The 17,120-nt window shown below is 44.3% G+C and carries 15 protein-coding genes; 5 read left to right on the top strand and 10 right to left on the bottom strand.

All coding sequences use genetic code 11. The features are described from left to right. Window positions 1–29: 29 nt before the first annotated feature. The 4 genes from B0D95_RS10845 to B0D95_RS10830 all read right to left on the bottom strand — a co-directional run bounded on the left by B0D95_RS10845 (window position 30) and on the right by B0D95_RS10830 (window position 3,679). Complete coding sequence (locus B0D95_RS10845; protein ID WP_078043915.1) at window positions 30–623, bottom strand: BON domain-containing protein; 594 nt, start codon at window positions 621–623, stop codon at window positions 30–32. Then, window positions 623–1,207, bottom strand: coding sequence for an SIS domain-containing protein (locus B0D95_RS10840; protein ID WP_078045720.1), 585 nt, complete (start codon window positions 1,205–1,207; stop codon window positions 623–625). Before B0D95_RS10840 ends, B0D95_RS10845 begins: the two co-directional genes overlap by 1 nt. A gap of 81 nt (window positions 1,208–1,288) precedes the next feature. After that, window positions 1,289–1,738 carry a YraN family protein gene (locus tag B0D95_RS10835; protein WP_078043914.1) on the bottom strand — a complete coding sequence of 150 codons (450 nt, stop codon included), beginning with the start codon at window positions 1,736–1,738 and terminating at the stop codon, window positions 1,289–1,291. Between the two features lie 39 nt (window positions 1,739–1,777). Then, a complete protein-coding gene (locus B0D95_RS10830; protein ID WP_246841578.1) occupies window positions 1,778–3,679 on the bottom strand; it encodes a penicillin-binding protein activator in 1,902 nt (633 codons plus the stop codon). A gap of 108 nt (window positions 3,680–3,787) precedes the next feature. Between B0D95_RS10830 and rsmI the strand changes: the two genes are divergently transcribed. Then, window positions 3,788–4,642, top strand: a complete 855-nt coding sequence (rsmI, locus tag B0D95_RS10825) for a 16S rRNA (cytidine(1402)-2'-O)-methyltransferase (protein ID WP_078043913.1) — start codon at window positions 3,788–3,790, stop codon at window positions 4,640–4,642. A gap of 220 nt (window positions 4,643–4,862) precedes the next feature. Here the strand turns inward: rsmI and B0D95_RS10820 are convergent, their stop codons facing one another. The 5 genes from B0D95_RS10820 to B0D95_RS10785 all read right to left on the bottom strand — a co-directional run bounded on the left by B0D95_RS10820 (window position 4,863) and on the right by B0D95_RS10785 (window position 10,180). Beyond that, window positions 4,863–5,630, bottom strand: a complete 768-nt coding sequence (locus tag B0D95_RS10820) for a hypothetical protein (RefSeq protein ID WP_078043912.1) — start codon at window positions 5,628–5,630, stop codon at window positions 4,863–4,865. Window positions 5,631–5,647: 17 nt separating this feature from the next. Then, window positions 5,648–6,322: a glycosyltransferase family A protein gene (locus tag B0D95_RS10815; protein WP_078043911.1), complete on the bottom strand. Its 675-nt coding sequence runs from the start codon at window positions 6,320–6,322 to the stop codon at window positions 5,648–5,650. A 781-nt stretch (window positions 6,323–7,103) separates the two neighbouring features. Continuing rightward, the gene (locus B0D95_RS10800; RefSeq protein WP_078043908.1) at window positions 7,104–7,526 is read right to left on the bottom strand and encodes a hypothetical protein; all 423 of its coding nucleotides are present in this window, start codon (window positions 7,524–7,526) and stop codon (window positions 7,104–7,106) included. Continuing rightward, entirely contained in the window at window positions 7,510–9,174 is a 1,665-nt protein-coding gene (locus tag B0D95_RS10795; protein WP_149867899.1) for a hypothetical protein, read from the bottom strand. The genes B0D95_RS10800 and B0D95_RS10795 overlap by 17 nt, the downstream gene beginning before the upstream one ends. 46 nt (window positions 9,175–9,220) lie before the next feature. Then, complete coding sequence (locus tag B0D95_RS10785; protein ID WP_078043905.1) at window positions 9,221–10,180, bottom strand: hypothetical protein; 960 nt, start codon at window positions 10,178–10,180, stop codon at window positions 9,221–9,223. 92 nt (window positions 10,181–10,272) lie between these two features. Between B0D95_RS10785 and B0D95_RS10780 the strand changes: the two genes are divergently transcribed. Together B0D95_RS10780 and B0D95_RS10775 are read left to right on the top strand one after the other, a co-directional pair. Then, window positions 10,273–10,815, top strand: coding sequence for a hypothetical protein (locus tag B0D95_RS10780; protein WP_078043904.1), 543 nt, complete (start codon window positions 10,273–10,275; stop codon window positions 10,813–10,815). Window positions 10,816–10,864: 49 nt separating this feature from the next. After that, window positions 10,865–12,949, top strand: a complete 2,085-nt coding sequence (locus B0D95_RS10775; RefSeq protein ID WP_078043903.1) for a peptidase domain-containing ABC transporter — start codon at window positions 10,865–10,867, stop codon at window positions 12,947–12,949. A 696-nt stretch (window positions 12,950–13,645) separates the two neighbouring features. On the opposite strand, the gene B0D95_RS10770 is transcribed toward B0D95_RS10775, so the two are convergent. Then, a complete protein-coding gene (locus B0D95_RS10770; RefSeq protein WP_078043902.1) occupies window positions 13,646–14,140 on the bottom strand; it encodes a heme-degrading domain-containing protein in 495 nt (164 codons plus the stop codon). Between the two features lie 226 nt (window positions 14,141–14,366). Between B0D95_RS10770 and B0D95_RS10765 the strand changes: the two genes are divergently transcribed. Next, on the top strand, window positions 14,367–15,521 hold the full coding sequence (locus tag B0D95_RS10765; protein WP_078043901.1) for an AraC family transcriptional regulator: 1,155 nt from the start codon (window positions 14,367–14,369) through the stop codon (window positions 15,519–15,521). A gap of 196 nt (window positions 15,522–15,717) precedes the next feature. After that, complete coding sequence (locus tag B0D95_RS10760) at window positions 15,718–17,034, top strand: glycoside hydrolase family 5 protein (protein WP_246841577.1); 1,317 nt, start codon at window positions 15,718–15,720, stop codon at window positions 17,032–17,034. Window positions 17,035–17,120 lie beyond the last annotated feature (86 nt).

Below are 17,120 nucleotides of genomic sequence, written 5' to 3'. Positions count from 1 at the left end.
GGTCAGGCGACGAGCAGCGGTTGAGCGCGCTAATCAATATATTCAAATACTTTTACAACTTGTTTGACGCCGTTGGTGGTGCGCGCCATTTCGGTCACGCGATCAGCTTCATGGCGAGATACCAATCCCATTAAATACACACTTTGGGATTCGGTAATAATGCGGATACGACCGCTTTGAATATTGCTGGCGATGAGTTTGGTTTTTAATTTGGTGGTGATCCACGCATCTTTGGTGTGAGTGGGCAAGCGCGTGCGTTCGCTTACACTTAATTCATTGTGCAATTGGCGCACGGTGTTGAGCTGGCCTACGGTGGAGCCTGCCAATTGGCGCAGTTGCTCGCTGGGGACTTGTCCGGTCAGCAGGATTACGCCATTAAAACTATCGATATTGATGCGCGAATCCTCTAACGCCTTGCTCGCTTTATTGAGGTTGACACGCGCAAAGGTTTCCAACTGGCTGTCATTAATACGCGTGCCCAAGGTGCGCTTGGCGGGGCTGATTTGAATGGGTTCACTGGTCGTGACTTGAATAATTTTGGCGCAGCCGCTGAGTAAAGATAGCGCCATAAACACCGGCAGAAGCGATGAAAAACCGGTGCGGATTGCGCGGCTCACTCGCATTAGAAACCTCCAAACAATTGTTGGTCGATCAAATCACACAGGCAGAACAAACTGAGCAGGTGCACTTCGTGGATACGGGGTTTGGCCACAGAGGGCACACGAAGTTCAATATCCTGCTGATCCAGCAGCGCGGCCACATCGCCACCATCGCCGGCAGTGAGTGCGATGACGTGCATGGATTTATCGTGTGCGGCACTGATGGCTTGCAGCAAATTGCTCGCTTTGCCGGTGCTGGTGAGTAGCAGTAATACATCGCCGGGTTGGCCGAGGGCGCGAATTTGTTTGGCATAGATGTCATTGAAGTTGCTGTCGCTGCCAATTGCGGTTTGGGTAGTGAAATCGGCTCCAATATTCAAGGCGGGTAGGCTGGGGCGCTCCTGCTCAAAGCGATTAATCAAGCTGGCAGTAAAAATTTGCGCTTGCGCCGCGGAGATACCATTGCCGCAGGTGAGCACTTTTTTCTCATTAAGCAAAGCGTGCACTATGACTTGGCTTGCGTGGGCAATCAGTGGAGCGAGCTGCTCGCCCGCGTGCATTTTGGCTTCGATACTTTCGTGAAAGAGGGTGATAACGCGTTGATCCATAGTATTCAGCTTGTTGTGCCCGCTGCGTAATATGCAGCTCAGTAAAATGGTCTGGCGACTGCACATTTCGCACGCGGTTAATCAGGTACCAAACGCGTTTTGAATCCATTGTATAGGGGGTGCAGTGCCGGTTTGGTCTAATGCTATCACATCAAAACGACAGCGGACTTTATCGTAAAGTTTTTGCTCCTGCAGAAAGCGCATGGCGGTCTTAATAATTTTTTGCTGTTTGCGATAATCCACTGTCTCCACTGCCGGTGCAAAACGCTTGTTGGTGCGCAGCCGCACCTCGACAAATACCAGTGTGGCCTCTGCTGCGCTGCCCCCCGGTTTTTTGTGCAGCATGATCAAATCTATTTCACCCAGCTTGCAGCGGTAATTGCGGGTGCGAGTCACCAGCCCTTGCTGGATTAAAAACGCCTCTGCCTGTGCTTCGGCGGCAGCGCCTATGGCAATAGTGTCGATAAGCGGGTTGCCGGATGACTGGGATGTTGCTGGAGGTGGGGGTGCAGCGTCCTTGTTGCGGTGCATATCCTTATAGTTCCTATTATTCAGGTGAATTGTTGCGGTTTAATATTGCTGCTCGTTTTGGTTGATGACCATCGGCAGGGGTTGTGCTTCGCCATTGCGGAATCGCACCCAGATTTGCTCGCGCTCGATACGTCCATCCTCAAGCATATGCAGCGCACCAGTCGCGCCAAAAATGCGCATATCCGGCACCTGTTCCAGTTGGGGCAGGCGCGCGTACAAGCGGAAAGCATCGGCACCCAAGGCGTGTAAACGGCCATAAACGGCAGCGGACTTGGTGTGTTGCGCCACGGCTTGTTTTTCCGGGTTGTTGGTATCAAATAGCCAGGGCATGGTATTGAAGCGCACACCGTTTAAATCGCGGTCCGCTTTGGGGTTGGGCTGGCCAGAGTAAATCTGGCTGGTGGCGTAGACGGGGATATTGCCCGCGTAGTGAAAGGCGAAGGTCGGCTTGATTTGACGCCCCTGCGCCGGATCGGCAATCAGAAAAATCATATCCACATCGCTACGGCTGCGCGGCGAAGTTTGCAGCGGTACACCGAGCAGTTCCTGCATTTCGCGATTGCGCACCAGGCTGCTTTCAATCTGCATGGCATCTTTCACCAGCGTTGAATAGTTGGCGCCGCTCTGGAATTGGCTGCGATTCACCACTACACCGCCAAGCTTCTCCCACTCATTGGTAAAGGCGCGGGCGCTGCGTTCACTCCATTCCTGCGAGGGAATAATCACCATCGCCTGACGATGGCCTTCCAAAAATGCCTGCCGCGCCACTTGCCGCGCCTCGTCCTCTACCGCCAATCCAAATTGGTAGAAACCTTTGAGCGGTTGGGCGGGTGGTGTATCCGGGTAGTTGAGCGATAGCACCGGTACTTCCAGCGATGGCATCAAGCTCAGCTCGGTCACTTTTTCTTTATCAATCGGGCCAATCACCAGATCAGCACCTTCGGCGATGGCTTGTTGATAAGCGGCAAGCACATCGCCACTGCTGTCATATTGGCGAACTTCCGGCGTGTGGCGGCCATTGCCCAGCGCCTGGAAATAGGCGGCAAAAAAACCATCGCGCACAGCTTCGCCTGCTTCGGCGAGTTTGCCCTGCATTGGCAGCAACAGGGCGATTTGTTTCGGCTGCTGCTCAATCAAACTCTGCAGCAGTTTTAAATCGCTGGGTAAATTTTTATGGGCGGGATGTTGGCGCCAGTCGCGCAACCACAATTGCAATTGCTCACGCTGTTGCTCCAGATCGATTTGGTTATTTTTGTTGATTGCCGCCAGGCTGTACCAGCCCCGTGCGGTGTCGCTCATGCCGCTGAGCGATAATTGCTGTAATTCGGCAAACGGAATACTCATCAGGTTTTGCCACAGAGCATCCTGGTTGGCTTGCAAGAGCTTTTTATTACCGGACAAGGCCGCGATTTGGATGCGTTCATTCACACTGTTTTGCGGTTCTCCCAACAGTGCAAAAACCTGGGCGCGTTTGTCGCGCAGGGAGATTTCCGTGGCCGGGTCCATGGCGTGCCATTGTTGTTCCAGGCGCGGCTTGGTTAGAATGCCGTGCGCCAGAAAATTGGAGCCTTCCTGCAAGGCCACGGCGCTGAGTAAATCGGTGTGCTTGATGTAGGCTTGATCCGGCAAGGCATCGGTATTCATCTCCACCAGCAAATCGCGGGCGCGATTGAATTTCCCGCTCTCGATGTACACCTGCGCCGCTTGCAATACCAGGCTCTCCCGCTCGGGCGATTGCGCCTGATTGGCCAGTTGCAACAACTTACTCGCGCTGAGTGCTGCCGGTTGGGTTTGCGTTGTGGCGGGTTTACCGGTGGTTTGCGGTGGCGTACTGCTACATCCGCTCAACCCCAGTAATAACGCGGCAGTCAGCGACGGCACCAGTCGTTTGGAAATGGCAATCTGATGAAAAAAACTGCGCACAAATAGCCCTTTCGGCATGCCTACTTACCTCGGTGAAAAATGCGGTGAAAAAACTGCAGTGAATATTCAGCATCACAGAGCCGGTACATTATCCGGCTTGGATCTCAACTTTTTTCGGAATTCGCTATGACAAGTCCCGCTCCCAACCCAGGCACCCTTTATGTTGTGGCGACCCCAATTGGCAATTTGGGCGATATGGTACCGCGAGCGGTGGAAACACTACAAACAGTAGCGCTGATTGCCGCTGAGGATACGCGCCACAGTTCACGTTTACTGTCCCATTTTGATATCAAAACGCCCTGTATTGCCTATCACGATCACAGTGACGAGCAGCGCACCGAACAACTGATCGCCCGCATGCATGCCGGAGACTCTATCGCCCTGATCTCCGATGCGGGCACTCCGCTGGTCTCAGACCCAGGCTATCGTCTGGTGCGCAGCGCCCGCCAAGCCGGAATCCAGGTTGTGCCCGTGCCCGGCGCTTGCGCCATGATCGCAGCCCTCAGCGCTGCCGGCTTACCCTCAGACCGTTTCGCCTTTGAAGGTTTCCTGCCTGCTAAACAAGTTGCCCGCTGCACCCAGCTACAAAGCCTGGCCGCCGACCCGCGCACCCTGATTTTCTACGAAGCCCCGCATCGCATACTGGAAACCCTGCAAGACATGGCACAAGTCTTCGGCCCCGAGCGCGAAGTGGTTATGGCCCGCGAACTGACCAAAACCTTTGAAACCATCAAAGGCGATAACGTCGCCGACCTCGCCACCTGGGTCGCCAGCGACACCAACCAACAACGCGGCGAAATCGTCCTCCTCGTCCACGGCGCCCCCAAACCCGAAAACGAAGCCATGACCCCCGCCCAAATGCACACCATGAAAGTGCTGCTGGAAGAACTCCCCGTAAAACAAGCCGCCAGCCTCGGCGCAAAACTCACCGGGCTGAAAAAGAATTTTTTATACGACTGGGCGTTGCAGCAGGGGGAATAGCGGAAGTGATAAACTTTAATCAAGAATGATATCGCGCATGCGCGGATACAAAATTTAACTTTCAGGCGTAAGCATCGATTGGGCTTCCCAGACCTTGGTGGTTTTTTTCGGAACTCGCCACCCATATTCAAAACTGGTAACTCTCTTCTTTCACGCTGAAGTGTCAGATCAGCTCGCGACTAGTAGACCTAAGTGAACCGAGTTGAGCGTACCAAAGAGCTCATGATGACGGCAGCTTATAAATACCTTCTTTGTAATATGTGCTGTAGGTGCAATTAAAAGGAGCCTTTTTACTATTAACAGGTAATAGATCTGTCACGGTAACGGTATTTTCAGCTATACTTACAGTATAAGTTTTTACCTGAAACTTACTGGAACCAAATAACTTTTTTATTATCAGAGTTGATCCCAATAATTCCCACCTTGCTTCAGAATGCTTTTTTGATGATTCTTCATATATAAAAATAGCTCTGCCATCGTCATAAAATTCAATTTGAAATGCACTACTACAATCTTTTGAGCCGAATTGCTCTCCGGTGAAATCAACAAACGACTGACTAGCTTTGTCCTCAATCACATCATTCGAAACTGAGTTCTTTTTTATGATGTAAAGACCGATATTGCCCTTTGTATATTCATGAGATCCAATCCCATTTCCGATCCTGTAAGGCTCCATCTGGGCCTCTGAAAGGTTGGAGCGAAGCAGAGCAAGATTGATGTGCTCAGCACTTTTTTCAGTGTTTTTTTCCGGGTAATAAACAATATAGTTGCCTTCTTCAAGATCAGGCGCGGTATTGTAGAATTCCGTTACATTAAAATCATATTCTTTCAGAAATGAAACAAGTTGTTGCTTCTTATCAGTAGACGCATCCGAATAATAAAGATGTACGCGCGGATTAACGGAGCAGCTAGCAATAGACAAAGGCAGAATAACTAAGGAAATTTTTTTAAAGAATAATATTGTGGAAGTAAACTTATTAATGTTCATATCAAGAATCCTGATTATCAAGAAATTCCGTAGAATTCACTTACATCTTTAAAAGATATTGGAATCCCTTTGTTCCAATTCATCTTAAAATGCTCCACATCCCATGTGTTAGAGCCATGAAAAGTATATATATATAAATATGGAAGATCTAACAAACAAACCTCATCCATTGAATGAAGAATTTCGATTACCGATGTATCTTCGCTTTTAGAAATTGAAGGATACACTATCATTTTATTTCTAAATTTGTTTAGATTGCAAAGTATACTTCCCTCCCACATGCGATAATGGGATAGATAAAATTGTCCGGTTATCGAATCAAACATGTGCCATCTGCTAAGCAAGCAGGCCATTTTTCCAGTTTCTAGAATTTCTCTCAGCTGCAACTCAACTCTTTCAGGATGATACCAATCATCATCGTCCCATTGGCAGAAGAAGTCCCCGGCTGCGCTCTCAATAGAAATGTTTCTAAGTTCGCCTAAAGTTAGATTCCTTTCTGCATCAACTACGATAGCATTTAGGCGAATATCTTTATGGATTGATATTATATTGGCTGTAGCTAAGTCATTGCTTTCGTAAACAACTACAAGCTCTATATTGGAATAAGTCTGAAATCTCAAGCATTGTATCGCTCGGGCTAATTTATCAGGACGATTTTTGGTTACGCAAAGGCAAGAAACTAATGGTTTCATTAATTATCCACCCAGCGAGTATGCCATTGAAGGGTGCTCAGACATTGTGCCCTCACACCTCATTGTCGCCCAAGGGTAAATGTTGTAAATATTTTCCATAATTTTGTTGCCCTTTAGATAGTAATTAAGTACTTCTTTGTCGCTGTAATGTTGATGTCCCTTGATCATGTAATTAACAGAGTAAATTGATGTGCAAATGGATCTGTAGTTGTGGCTCAAAAGCGCCTTCGTAAGCGCTCTATCACCCTCCTGCTGGCCCTTTATGTATGCTTTTCTTCTCAAGCTATGTGTAACCTTGTTAGCTATTTCTCCTCGCAAAAAATAGCAATTTGTATCTATGTGATGATAAAAGCCGTCATATGAAGGCCAATACCCGAGGCTGTTACAATTGTCAAAACATAAAAAACCTCCAGATGATGAAACTAATTTTCGAAGGCTATAACACCAATCAAGTTCAAATTTCTCGCAAAAATTTACGCAGCTCTCAATGTGATTGGGGTCATAGAAATTATCATCATCTAGGAATGCAATATATCCATCACAAAATATACTGCATACTGCGTCGTAGATAAGTCCACCGAGATACCCCCCGCCCCGGTATTGAATGGCAACCTAATAATTGTCACGCCATCAAAAACACTACTGTGCTCATCTAAAAGACAAACGCCGTCAAGTACAACAATATGCTTAACATCGGTATAAGTCTGAGTCTTCACGGAGAGTATGCATCTATCCAAGTGCTTACTGCCTATTGAAGGTGTAATTACGTAGACGCTTTTGGTCATTTGTCCTCCGAAAGAACATAATCTATTTTCATAAGTTTACTAAATCTACGTTTTGAAGAAATTTTACAAACCTTATTGATCTTATAGAAAATTAAATCTCTATCCTTGGTGAAGTCAACAAATGATTCAAAAAAAATTTCCCTCATTATTTTGTGGTAAGAGTAATCTACAACAAAAAAAATTTGGCCTTCATTCCATTCGTAGGGAAATAGGATGTCCCCATTATTTATTGAAATGTTTTTAAGAGTGAATTGATCAATCAATGCGAAGCAGACATAGCCGATCGAATTACCGTTAAGATCTTTAAATAACTTCAATTGATCAAGCTGATCTGCAATAAATAGCTTTTTTATTAGCTCAGAATCTATAGCTTCGCGATTGAATGATTTTACTAATACGGCCTCAGCTAATGACATCATAAAAATTCCCTCTCGTAACAAATTTATTTATGTGCTCCAAGATGAGCTTGGAAAGGCCGAAAGGGTTAAACCTGATGCAATCAGAGTGAAAGTCGGGCACATTAAATTCGGATTGAATTTGATGAGTTTGATTGTCACAACTAAGCTCAATTGAGCGTAAATCTTCACGTAACGTTATTGTAAAAAACTCATTTTGTAATATAACGCTAGAGTTTTTATCTGCGAAACCGCTAAATTTCACAAGCTTGCCACAGTAATCAATATGACTGCCTATACGTTCTATATCAGTATCAATGATGGATGAAATTATTTTTATTTGGTTTTGTCTGTAAAAGTATGAGAAAACAACTCGCTTACTTAGTATTCTAAGATATGAAATTATTTTGAACCTTTTTATAATTTCAGGATTGTTATTGAATATTTTACCGAAGATAATATTAACTAGATTTGAAAGCTTATTTGCAGGCCACGGATCAAGCCCTAGAATTGATCTCAGGAATTGAAGATACACATCATTTCTTCCCATGATTTCTGGACTGGAAAAAATTACTTTTTTATCCTTTTCAATTTCTAATAGCGCTTGTCTAAATATCTCTTCACCTTCATGTGATTCACAAATAGCATTAATATCTTCGCTTGATAATAAAAATTCTTTCCAAAAATAGTGTTTTGAATATGCATCAAAATGGTCCTGATAGGACTGGTTTAGGATGCTATGATGTATTGAGCAATCATTATATTTATTAAATAAATGAATCAGTTCTCCTGAATACAGCTTAACTTGATTTTTTTCATTGAAGAATGGTACGAATCCTGTTGAAGGGTTAACCGAATAATTTTTTCCACCAGGCAGAAATGAGGCACATGTAAGGTCTAGCCAACGTCCGTCCATAGAAAGATTGGATGGAGAAATAGCGCCATGACAAATTCCATTTATTTTGGCAAATGAGAATTGTTTTGAGGATGCATGCAAAAATTTATACAGATAATGGATAAACTCAACTTGCCCGCCCAAACGTTGATTTAACTCTTGCATTACCGAACAAACCCTTTCAATATCAGGCGTAATTTCTGCTTCAAAATCCGCTAACGGATGATATCCTCTGGCTCTAAGAAAGTGAGCTGGTCGCATGGCGAGATCGCGAATAAGTATCACTGCAGGGAGCACCTCTGATCGCCCCTCCAATGAACTGCTAGAAGATACTCCATTCAGGCGCAAGAGCGCTCGACAACGAATAGTTCCGATGGGCAAAAGTTCGTTTAAAACGTTCGAGTACAAGCACTCGATTGATCCATCTAATAAGTCTAATGTACCAGTTGTATATCTACCTTTCGCAGATTGACCTAATAGAGGATTGACCCCTATCCCCTTTAATTGAAATCCAGCTGGGTGATTTCCACATCGTGCCCCACCGCCATTTCCTGCAGCGCCATCACCGCCGTAACGCTCAGCAACATACTCGATAATGCCGCCATCGCTTCTAACTGGTACTGAAATATTGGCAGTAACTCCGCATAAGCTCTTAAAATGATCGCATTCAAACCGCTTTGCGGATCTATCATCGTGAGATATCCACAAAACATCTAAATCAGATACAGAATTTGCCTTGAATGGCAAAAGCATATGCGAAAAATCTTTTGGCAGCATAGGTGTTCCTGTGTATTTGCAGAGTCAATTCTTACATCTATGTGCACTAGATGGCCCCTAGAGCAAGCCTAAATAACAGGTTGATCCTATCCACGCCTTGGCATACTGGGGTTAGGGGTAAGCCAGAATTATTATTTATACATAAGGCTGATGGAAAAAATTCATTTGATATAGATTTTAAAAATAAATGGTCTGCATCCTGCAAAACTTTAAGATCATAAAATCTTTTATATACGTGGGTTTTATCAGAAATAAGTATGAACGTAAAATGATGTGAATTATCTTCAATTGTTTGATTGAAGCTATCAAGAAAACTTTCGCAGGCTGGGCATGTTGATTTGCTGAAAATCAAAAAAATGGGCTTTCCAATCTTTAGTGCCCATGCCAAATCGCGAGAGGCTTCATTATCGAATCCAAGGAATTGATCTTGTGCAATGTTTGGTACATGCATGTGATCTGGATCGTTTGTATTTTTGGATTTCCTAAAATGCTTAATCATGCTCGGAGTGAAGATAATAAAACAAATAGTTATCGAAGATATGAATAATCCCAAATGCACAATAAATGGAAATGAGGAGGGTGCGGCTGCTAATGGGGCTCCTAATGTAAGCACAGAAATACATGCCAGAAAGAGCGTTACCTGTGCGGCGAGTGTTGCTCTTTTGCCAGCCCAGCTCCCAAAACATTCACAATTTTCATCAGATGAAGAGCTTATCTTTATTCCAATCAAAGTAAATATTGCTAATGCTACGATCAACAAATTAAATGGTGTTCCTTCAATAAATAAAACACCAAGCCCAAAGAATAATAACGCTATACCGAATTTCGGGGTCTTAGTAAAATTGATAATTCGATCTTTGAATTTTTCATTATCACTATAATTTTTTGTTTTTTTTATATCTGAAAAAATAGGGCTAACTTTTGATATTCCGGAAAAACATAAAAGAGTTGAGATCAAACTTAGCGAACTCCAGAAGCCAAACTTAGCTATTACATATAAATCCATTATTGATCCTTTTTTTTATTGCTGCCCCATGCATCTTGCATTAAGCTTGACGAGCTGGAGAAATTGTCATTATCAATATAACGGATTTATTTATGGACTCGCAAGAATTATTCAGGAAGGAAGCGGTTTTAAGCGCCACAAAATATGACTCTACAGTCTTTCACTTGAGTCCTGCATATAGTCACACTTGGTCTGTCTATTTACTTTCCATTTTCTTTATTATCGGGCTTTTCTTTTATTCGAACCGATCTCTATACCTGCAAAAAAAACCTATTGTTTACGGTTACGTCCATTCGAATTCACTTAATGATGCATTGCCCTCAGGATTTCAAAATCAGTTCTACGGGGTTTTCTATTTAAAAGATGATCAGGTTGAAGCGATTAAAAAAAATATTTCAATAAATGCAGAAATTTTTACTAATGAAAACCGCACAAATTATTTCGTTATCCTTAGTGATTTCGAAATTTATAACGAGATTATTTTTGCTGATGAAATCGATCCAAAGTTTTTATCTTTGGATAATTATCCCGGGCCATTTTACTTATTAAAAGCACGCGTCAAAACAATGCCAATGAAAAACGGGAAGGTAATTCGCCTTCGCAATAATATGAAGCTAGGAATCACATCAATCTAAGCGGCCTGAAACCTTCACGCTTTCATAGTAAATAAAAAGTGTATGAAATATGTTTTATAAGAGTTTTTTTGAACTGAATAGGCCTTCTTTGGAGCTTGTTCTACAGCAAGAGCCAATGGAATGCGGTCTTGCTTGTGTGGTGATGATTGCAAATTATTATGGTGCAAATTTGGAATTGTTTGAGGTTAGAGAGCGCTTCCCTGGTTCATCGCAAGGCATCAGTATAAAATCGCTTACTGAACTCGCAGAGAAGTTATCTCTAACTCCTAGAGTTTTGTCTCTGGATCTTGTCGACCTAAACAAGTTGCGTGCACCGTGTATTCTGCATTGGGGGATGGATCATTTTGTAGTTCTAAAAGAAATGAAGAAAAAAGGGGCTGTAATTTTTGATCCAGCTACGGGAAAAGAATTTTATAGCGCTAAAGTTTTAAATGAAAAATTTACTGGTATAGCGATTGAGTTTTCCCCTAATATTGATTTTGAGCAAAATTCAGGTCAATCAAAGAGACCTAACATTTGGGCTCTAAAGAAGCATCTTGCCGGTTTCAATTTGAATGCTTTACAAGTAGTTTTAATATCATTTTTTATACAGGCTTGCCTGCTATTAACTCCTTTTTTCTTGCAATCAATCACCGATGATATTGTTATAAAAGGAAACATTCAGATTCTGGATTATTTGCTTCTGGCATTTGTCTTTATTGTTTTTTTTCACGCGGCAAGTGAGCACTTGCGATCCGAGATTATTACATTTCTATCCGCTAGGTTTGGATTTCAGCTAACAACCAAGATTTTCGATTTATTAATAAAATTACCTGTTGATTTTTTTGAAAAAAGGCACGCAGGGGACATACTCTCTAAATTTCATTCAGCGGAACAAATAAGAAATACAGTGACTGATAGTTTTATTAGTTCGCTTGTGGATTCAATTATGGTATTTATTACTATAATTGCTATGATATTGATTAATCCAAAGCTTACTTTAATTGTTTTAATTTTTACTTCTATATATTGCTTGTATAATTATTTGAATTTTAATAAAAATAAAAGGCTAAATGTAGATAAGCTCAAAGCTGAAGCGCGTTGTAATCAGCATTTAATTGAATCTGTTGGATCGGTGCCATCAATAAAGATCTATCAAAAAGAGAAGCAAAGATCGTTCATGTGGCAGAATAAGCTTGTTAATCTCATCAACAAAGATCTACAGCTGAATGCATTGCGAAACAGCCTGTCAACACTTAAGTTAATTATCTTCGGTATCGAAAACGTTGTCGTTCTTTATATTGGAACCAAACTTACAATTGAAGGAGAAATTTCTCTTGGGTTACTTCTTGCGTTCATTGCTTATAAGCTTCGATTTATAGATTCCTTTGAGAAATTCATGCGGCAGTTTACTGAGATGAAGTTAATAGGAGTTCATATTGATAGGCTTTCAGATGTAATTTATGGAAAGCAAGAGATACATGAGTCTATGCAATTGTCGCCAGAAGTTCACAATGACTCTTTTGCCGGGAAAATAAATATTGTAAATCTTGGATTTCGCTACGGCACATCTAATTCATGGGTTTTTAGAAATTTAAACTTCACAGTTGAGCCAGGAGAGTTTTTGGCAATTACCGGGCCATCTGGGGTAGGAAAGACTACACTACTTAAGTGTTTAACAGGTCTAAAAAATCCTGTTGAAGGTGAAATTACGATTGATGAAAAGCCATTGAGCGTTAACAATAATTACAGAAGGTATATTTCGACAGTGTTTCAGGAGGATAGCTTACTTTCCGGTTCGATCCTTGAAAATATCGCATTTTTCGAAGCATCGCCTGATTTAATGAAGATAAAATACTGCGCAAAGCTCGCATGCATAGACGATGAAATTGATGCTCTACCAATGGGATACTATACCCAAATTGGAGGTGGTTCATCATCGTTATCAGGTGGTCAGAAACAAAGGGTATTACTTGCTAGAGCTTTATTTAAAGACCCCAAAATTCTTTTTTTAGATGAAGCTAGCAGTCATTTAGATCTTGCAAATGAAGAAAAGATAAACACTAACATCAAACAACTTGATATCACTAGAGTCGTTATCGCGCATCGAAAAGAGACTCTTCGTTTCGCAGATAGAGTTATATATTTATCATGAATTTATGGATGAACCATTTGTGGATGAACCATTTGTGGATGAACCATGTATGGTGAGCCGGAATCGGCTTCGCGGGAATGCGAAAACTTACTTTAATACTAAGGAGATTTAATATGCGTGAACTTACAACAGCAGAAATTGCAAAATTGTTATCAACAGCAGGGGGCGCAGGTTGTGGCAAAGATTGCAACACTTACACCACCCCGCAGGGTACGTTTTGCGCCTGCGCTTGATGATTGACTGAGCGTAGGAAAAGTTTAAGTAGTTTTTCTTTTGCTCATATTTACCCCATCCAGAGAAATTCTGGATGGGGTAATGCAAGCATGCGAAACTATAGACCTATTATGTTCGTGTTTTTATTGCCAATAGATGCTTATCCAGTTTATTTAAGACCAAGCAAAGAATTACAATTTAGTTAACCGATCGGTTTGATTTTCAAAACTTGCTAGTAACTAATTGGCCCACACCATTCAATGTGTTTTAAATAAATCTGTTTAAGTGTTTAATTATTACTTAGGCGCACTTAAACGCATAAATCTTTCCTTCGAATCGAACTAAATTTGATTCGGATTTCCCTCACCTACGACTGCGGCTCGACTTATTTAAGCAAGAGGTGTTTCTCATGAGTTATTCAAAGTAGTAAGGTATGTAAATTTAGCTCTACCTAGGGATTTTCTATAGTTGAATATCCCTGAGTTATTTGGTCGCTTCCCTCGCTTCCCTCGCTTGCTTCGCCACAATTATCCGCAATGCATCGATCACCATTTGATGATCCACTTCCTGCGCCAGGCCTGATACGGTCACTGCGCCGACCAGTCCGCTGTTTTTTAAGCGAATCGGAAATGAGCCGCCGTGGGCGCAGTATTCTTTGGGGTCCAAATAGGGAATGGTTTCAAAGTTGCGATTTTTAGCGGCGTTGTATTGGCCTGTGTAGTAGGAGCTGTGGCTGAAGCGCATCACTGATTGGCGTTTGCGTTTTATCCAGTCGTGATTGTCTTTGTTGGTGCCGGGCATAAAGTAGCTGAACAGCACATGCTCAAATGCGTAAATTTCGATGGCGATGGGCGCGGCGTTTTGATCGGCGGCGGTTTTGATGAGGCTGCCCAATTCCCACGCGGTTTGGTTATTGAAGTAGTGCAGTTGCAGTTCATCTTCCTGGGCTAATAATGTACTGAGTATCTCGCTGTTCATGGTGCGCTCTTCGCTAAAGGCTTGTGGTATGGCGTGTTGGGGCTATTCTGGCGGTGCGGGTCTGTGCTTTCAAGCGGCCTTTGCCGGTGCGCATCATTAATACCGGATTTCACTGGTGCTATTGTGCGGTGGGCAGTAATCTTATGCTGGCAGTTGTCTTCTTGCGTTGGGCTTCTTTCAATAATAAATTGTCGCCCCCCATTTACTTGCCGGTGATTCCCTTACCATGCTGGAATTCTATAAAAAAGCACTGCTGGGTTTGGCGTGTTTGCTGGTTGTCAGCGCGCTGGTCGGTTATGTGTGTGTGCAGCGTACTTTCCTGCATTTGCCACTCTTGCCGGCACCACAGAGTGAGCTGCCCTGGGTGGCTGAGCCGGGGGATGATCTCTACTGGGGCGGGCGTTCATCGGTAACAATACACGATGCCAATTACAGCCTTGATGTGGAGATGATGGTGTCCACTCAGGCTGAGCATCCGTTTGCATCGGCGTCGCTGGTGTTTACCGATACGGCCGGTAAGCCAACCATGGTTGATTTATCTTCCTTTCAGACGATTTCCTTTAGCGCCAAATGTGTGCCTGCCAATGTGCTCAGCTTTAGTTTGCAGACAGTGGATGAAAAAATCACCGATCCTAACGATCACTTGAGCTATCGCTCGCCGTCGGCATTTTTCTCGTGCGATGAAAACTGGAGCCACACCGAGTTGGATTTAACCCGGTTGGAGACGGCGCAGTGGTGGTTGGAGCGGTTTCACCTCAAGTTATCCATGAAGGAGTACCGGCTCAATCAGGTGCCCAAGCTGTTGTTTGGCAGCAGCGCGCAAAGCCCGGTGGAGATGAGTACGCGCATCCAGCTCAATGAAATTACCTTGCATGGACAGGATTGGCGTTACCTCTATTTGTTTGGTGTCTTTTTGGCGATTGCGTGGGGCGGCTATGGCGTGTGGTTTTTTCGCCAGCATACTCGCGCCCTGATTGGCGAATTGCGCAGCCGCTTACAAAAAGATCGCCCGCTGGTGGCTTACCAGCAGTTGTCTGTGGAGCCGCAACGGGATAAGGATACCGATGCAATTTTGCGTTTTATGGCAACCGAATATGCCAATGCCGACTTGAACCTGGATACGATGGTGACCCGGATTGGCGTAAGCCGGACCAAGATTAACGATATCCTCAAGGCCGAATTGGGGTTCACCTTTACCGGCTATTTAAACAAGCTGCGCCTGACGGAAGCGGCGCGGTTGTTGGCAGAAAAGGAGGAGGCCAATGTGGCGGAAATTGCCTACTCCGTGGGTTACAAAAATGTGTCCTACTTTAATAAGTTGTTTAAGGAGGAATATGGCTGTACGCCCAAAACCTTCAAGAGTTTGTGTAATAAACATTAATCGATGGTTAAAAAAGCATCGCTCACTTCAACAAAAATGAAAAAAACTTCAACTTTTTGCAAGTTGATAGGCTTTTTTGGAAAAACGTTATCCGTATCTCCTTGTTTTAAATAGGCTTGGTTGAAACGGCCGCCACCCATTCTGGCTGGTCGGTCAAGCACGACCCCTATTAATAATAAGTATTGAGATACGCGTTATGAGAATAATAAATGCAGCCATTCTGCTGGGGATGGTATCGCTAACCTCTGCTTGCGGCGGTGGTGGTGGCAGTGGATCAACTCCCACAACCGGCCTTTCCAGCGCCACCAGTGCGGCATCATCGGTCGCCATACCATCCAGCCTACCCAGCTCTGTTGCTAGCTCCAGCGCATCGGCGGCTGTCACTTCTTATCCCAGTTACAACACCAATCCGCTGGCTGCCGACGCAATCGGTATGGGCAGTACGGCGGTGCAACTGGCGAGCAAGATCAAACTGGGTTTCAACTTTGGCAATACTATGGAGGCCACTGGCGGCGAGACTGCCTGGGGCAACCCGCTGATCACCGAGGCGCAAATCAAGCTGGTCAAGGACAGCGGCTTTGATGCCATTCGCCTGCCGGTCGCCTGGAATCAATACGCCAACCAGCAAACTGCTGCTATCAGCGCCGAGTGGCTCAACCGTGTGAAGCAAGTGGTGCAGTATGCGGTGGATAATGGGCTCTATGTGATTGTGAATATCCACTGGGATGGCGGCTGGCTGGAAAACAACGTCACGCGCGCCAAACAAGAGGCCAACAACGCCAAACAAAAAGCCTATTGGGAGCAAATCGCCACCCACCTGCGTGACTTTGATGAGCACCTGCTATTTGCCAGTGCCAATGAACCTAATGTACATAACGTTGAAGAAATGGCGGTGTTGGATTCTTACCACCAAACCTTCGTGGATGCCGTGCGCGCTACCGGCGGTAAAAATGCCAACCGGGTATTAGTCCTGCAGGGGCCTTTAACCGATATCGAAGATACCGATGAGTTGTGGAATGGTATGCCTGACGACAGTGTCGCCAACAAATTAATGGCCGAAGTGCATTTCTATACGCCCTACAATTTCACGCTCATGACCAAGGATGAAGCCTGGGGGAAACAGGCTTATTACTGGGGCGCTGATTTTCATTCCACTACCGATACCGAACGCAATGCGACCTGGGGCGAAGAGGCAACCGTGGATGAGCTGTTTAACAGCATGAAAGCCAAATTCGTCGATCAAGGTATTCCGGTTGTACTGGGTGAATTTAGCGCAATGCGTCGCGACAATCTCACTGGCGATGCGCTCAGTTTGCATCTTGCGTCGCGCGCGCATTATTTCCGCTATGTCACTGAACGCGCCAACAGCACTGGTCTGTTGCCGTTTGTGTGGGATACCGGCAGTTTATTGAATCGCAACACACTGACAGTGGCAGACCAACAAGTGTTGGATGCGCTGCTGCTCGGTGCGGGAAAGGTTAGTTCTTCCAGCAGTTCTGCTGCGGCGCAGTAATGATTACAGCGTTAGTCCTCTGATCGTTTTGGTTCTCTCCTTTGTCAGCTCTCATTTCGTGCGTGAGGGCTGACATTTTTTTATAT

This window comes from Cellvibrio sp. PSBB023 (assembly GCF_002007605.1).
Lineage (GTDB): Bacteria > Pseudomonadota > Gammaproteobacteria > Pseudomonadales > Cellvibrionaceae > Cellvibrio.
This window is presented reverse-complemented; position numbering and strand designations above follow the sequence as displayed.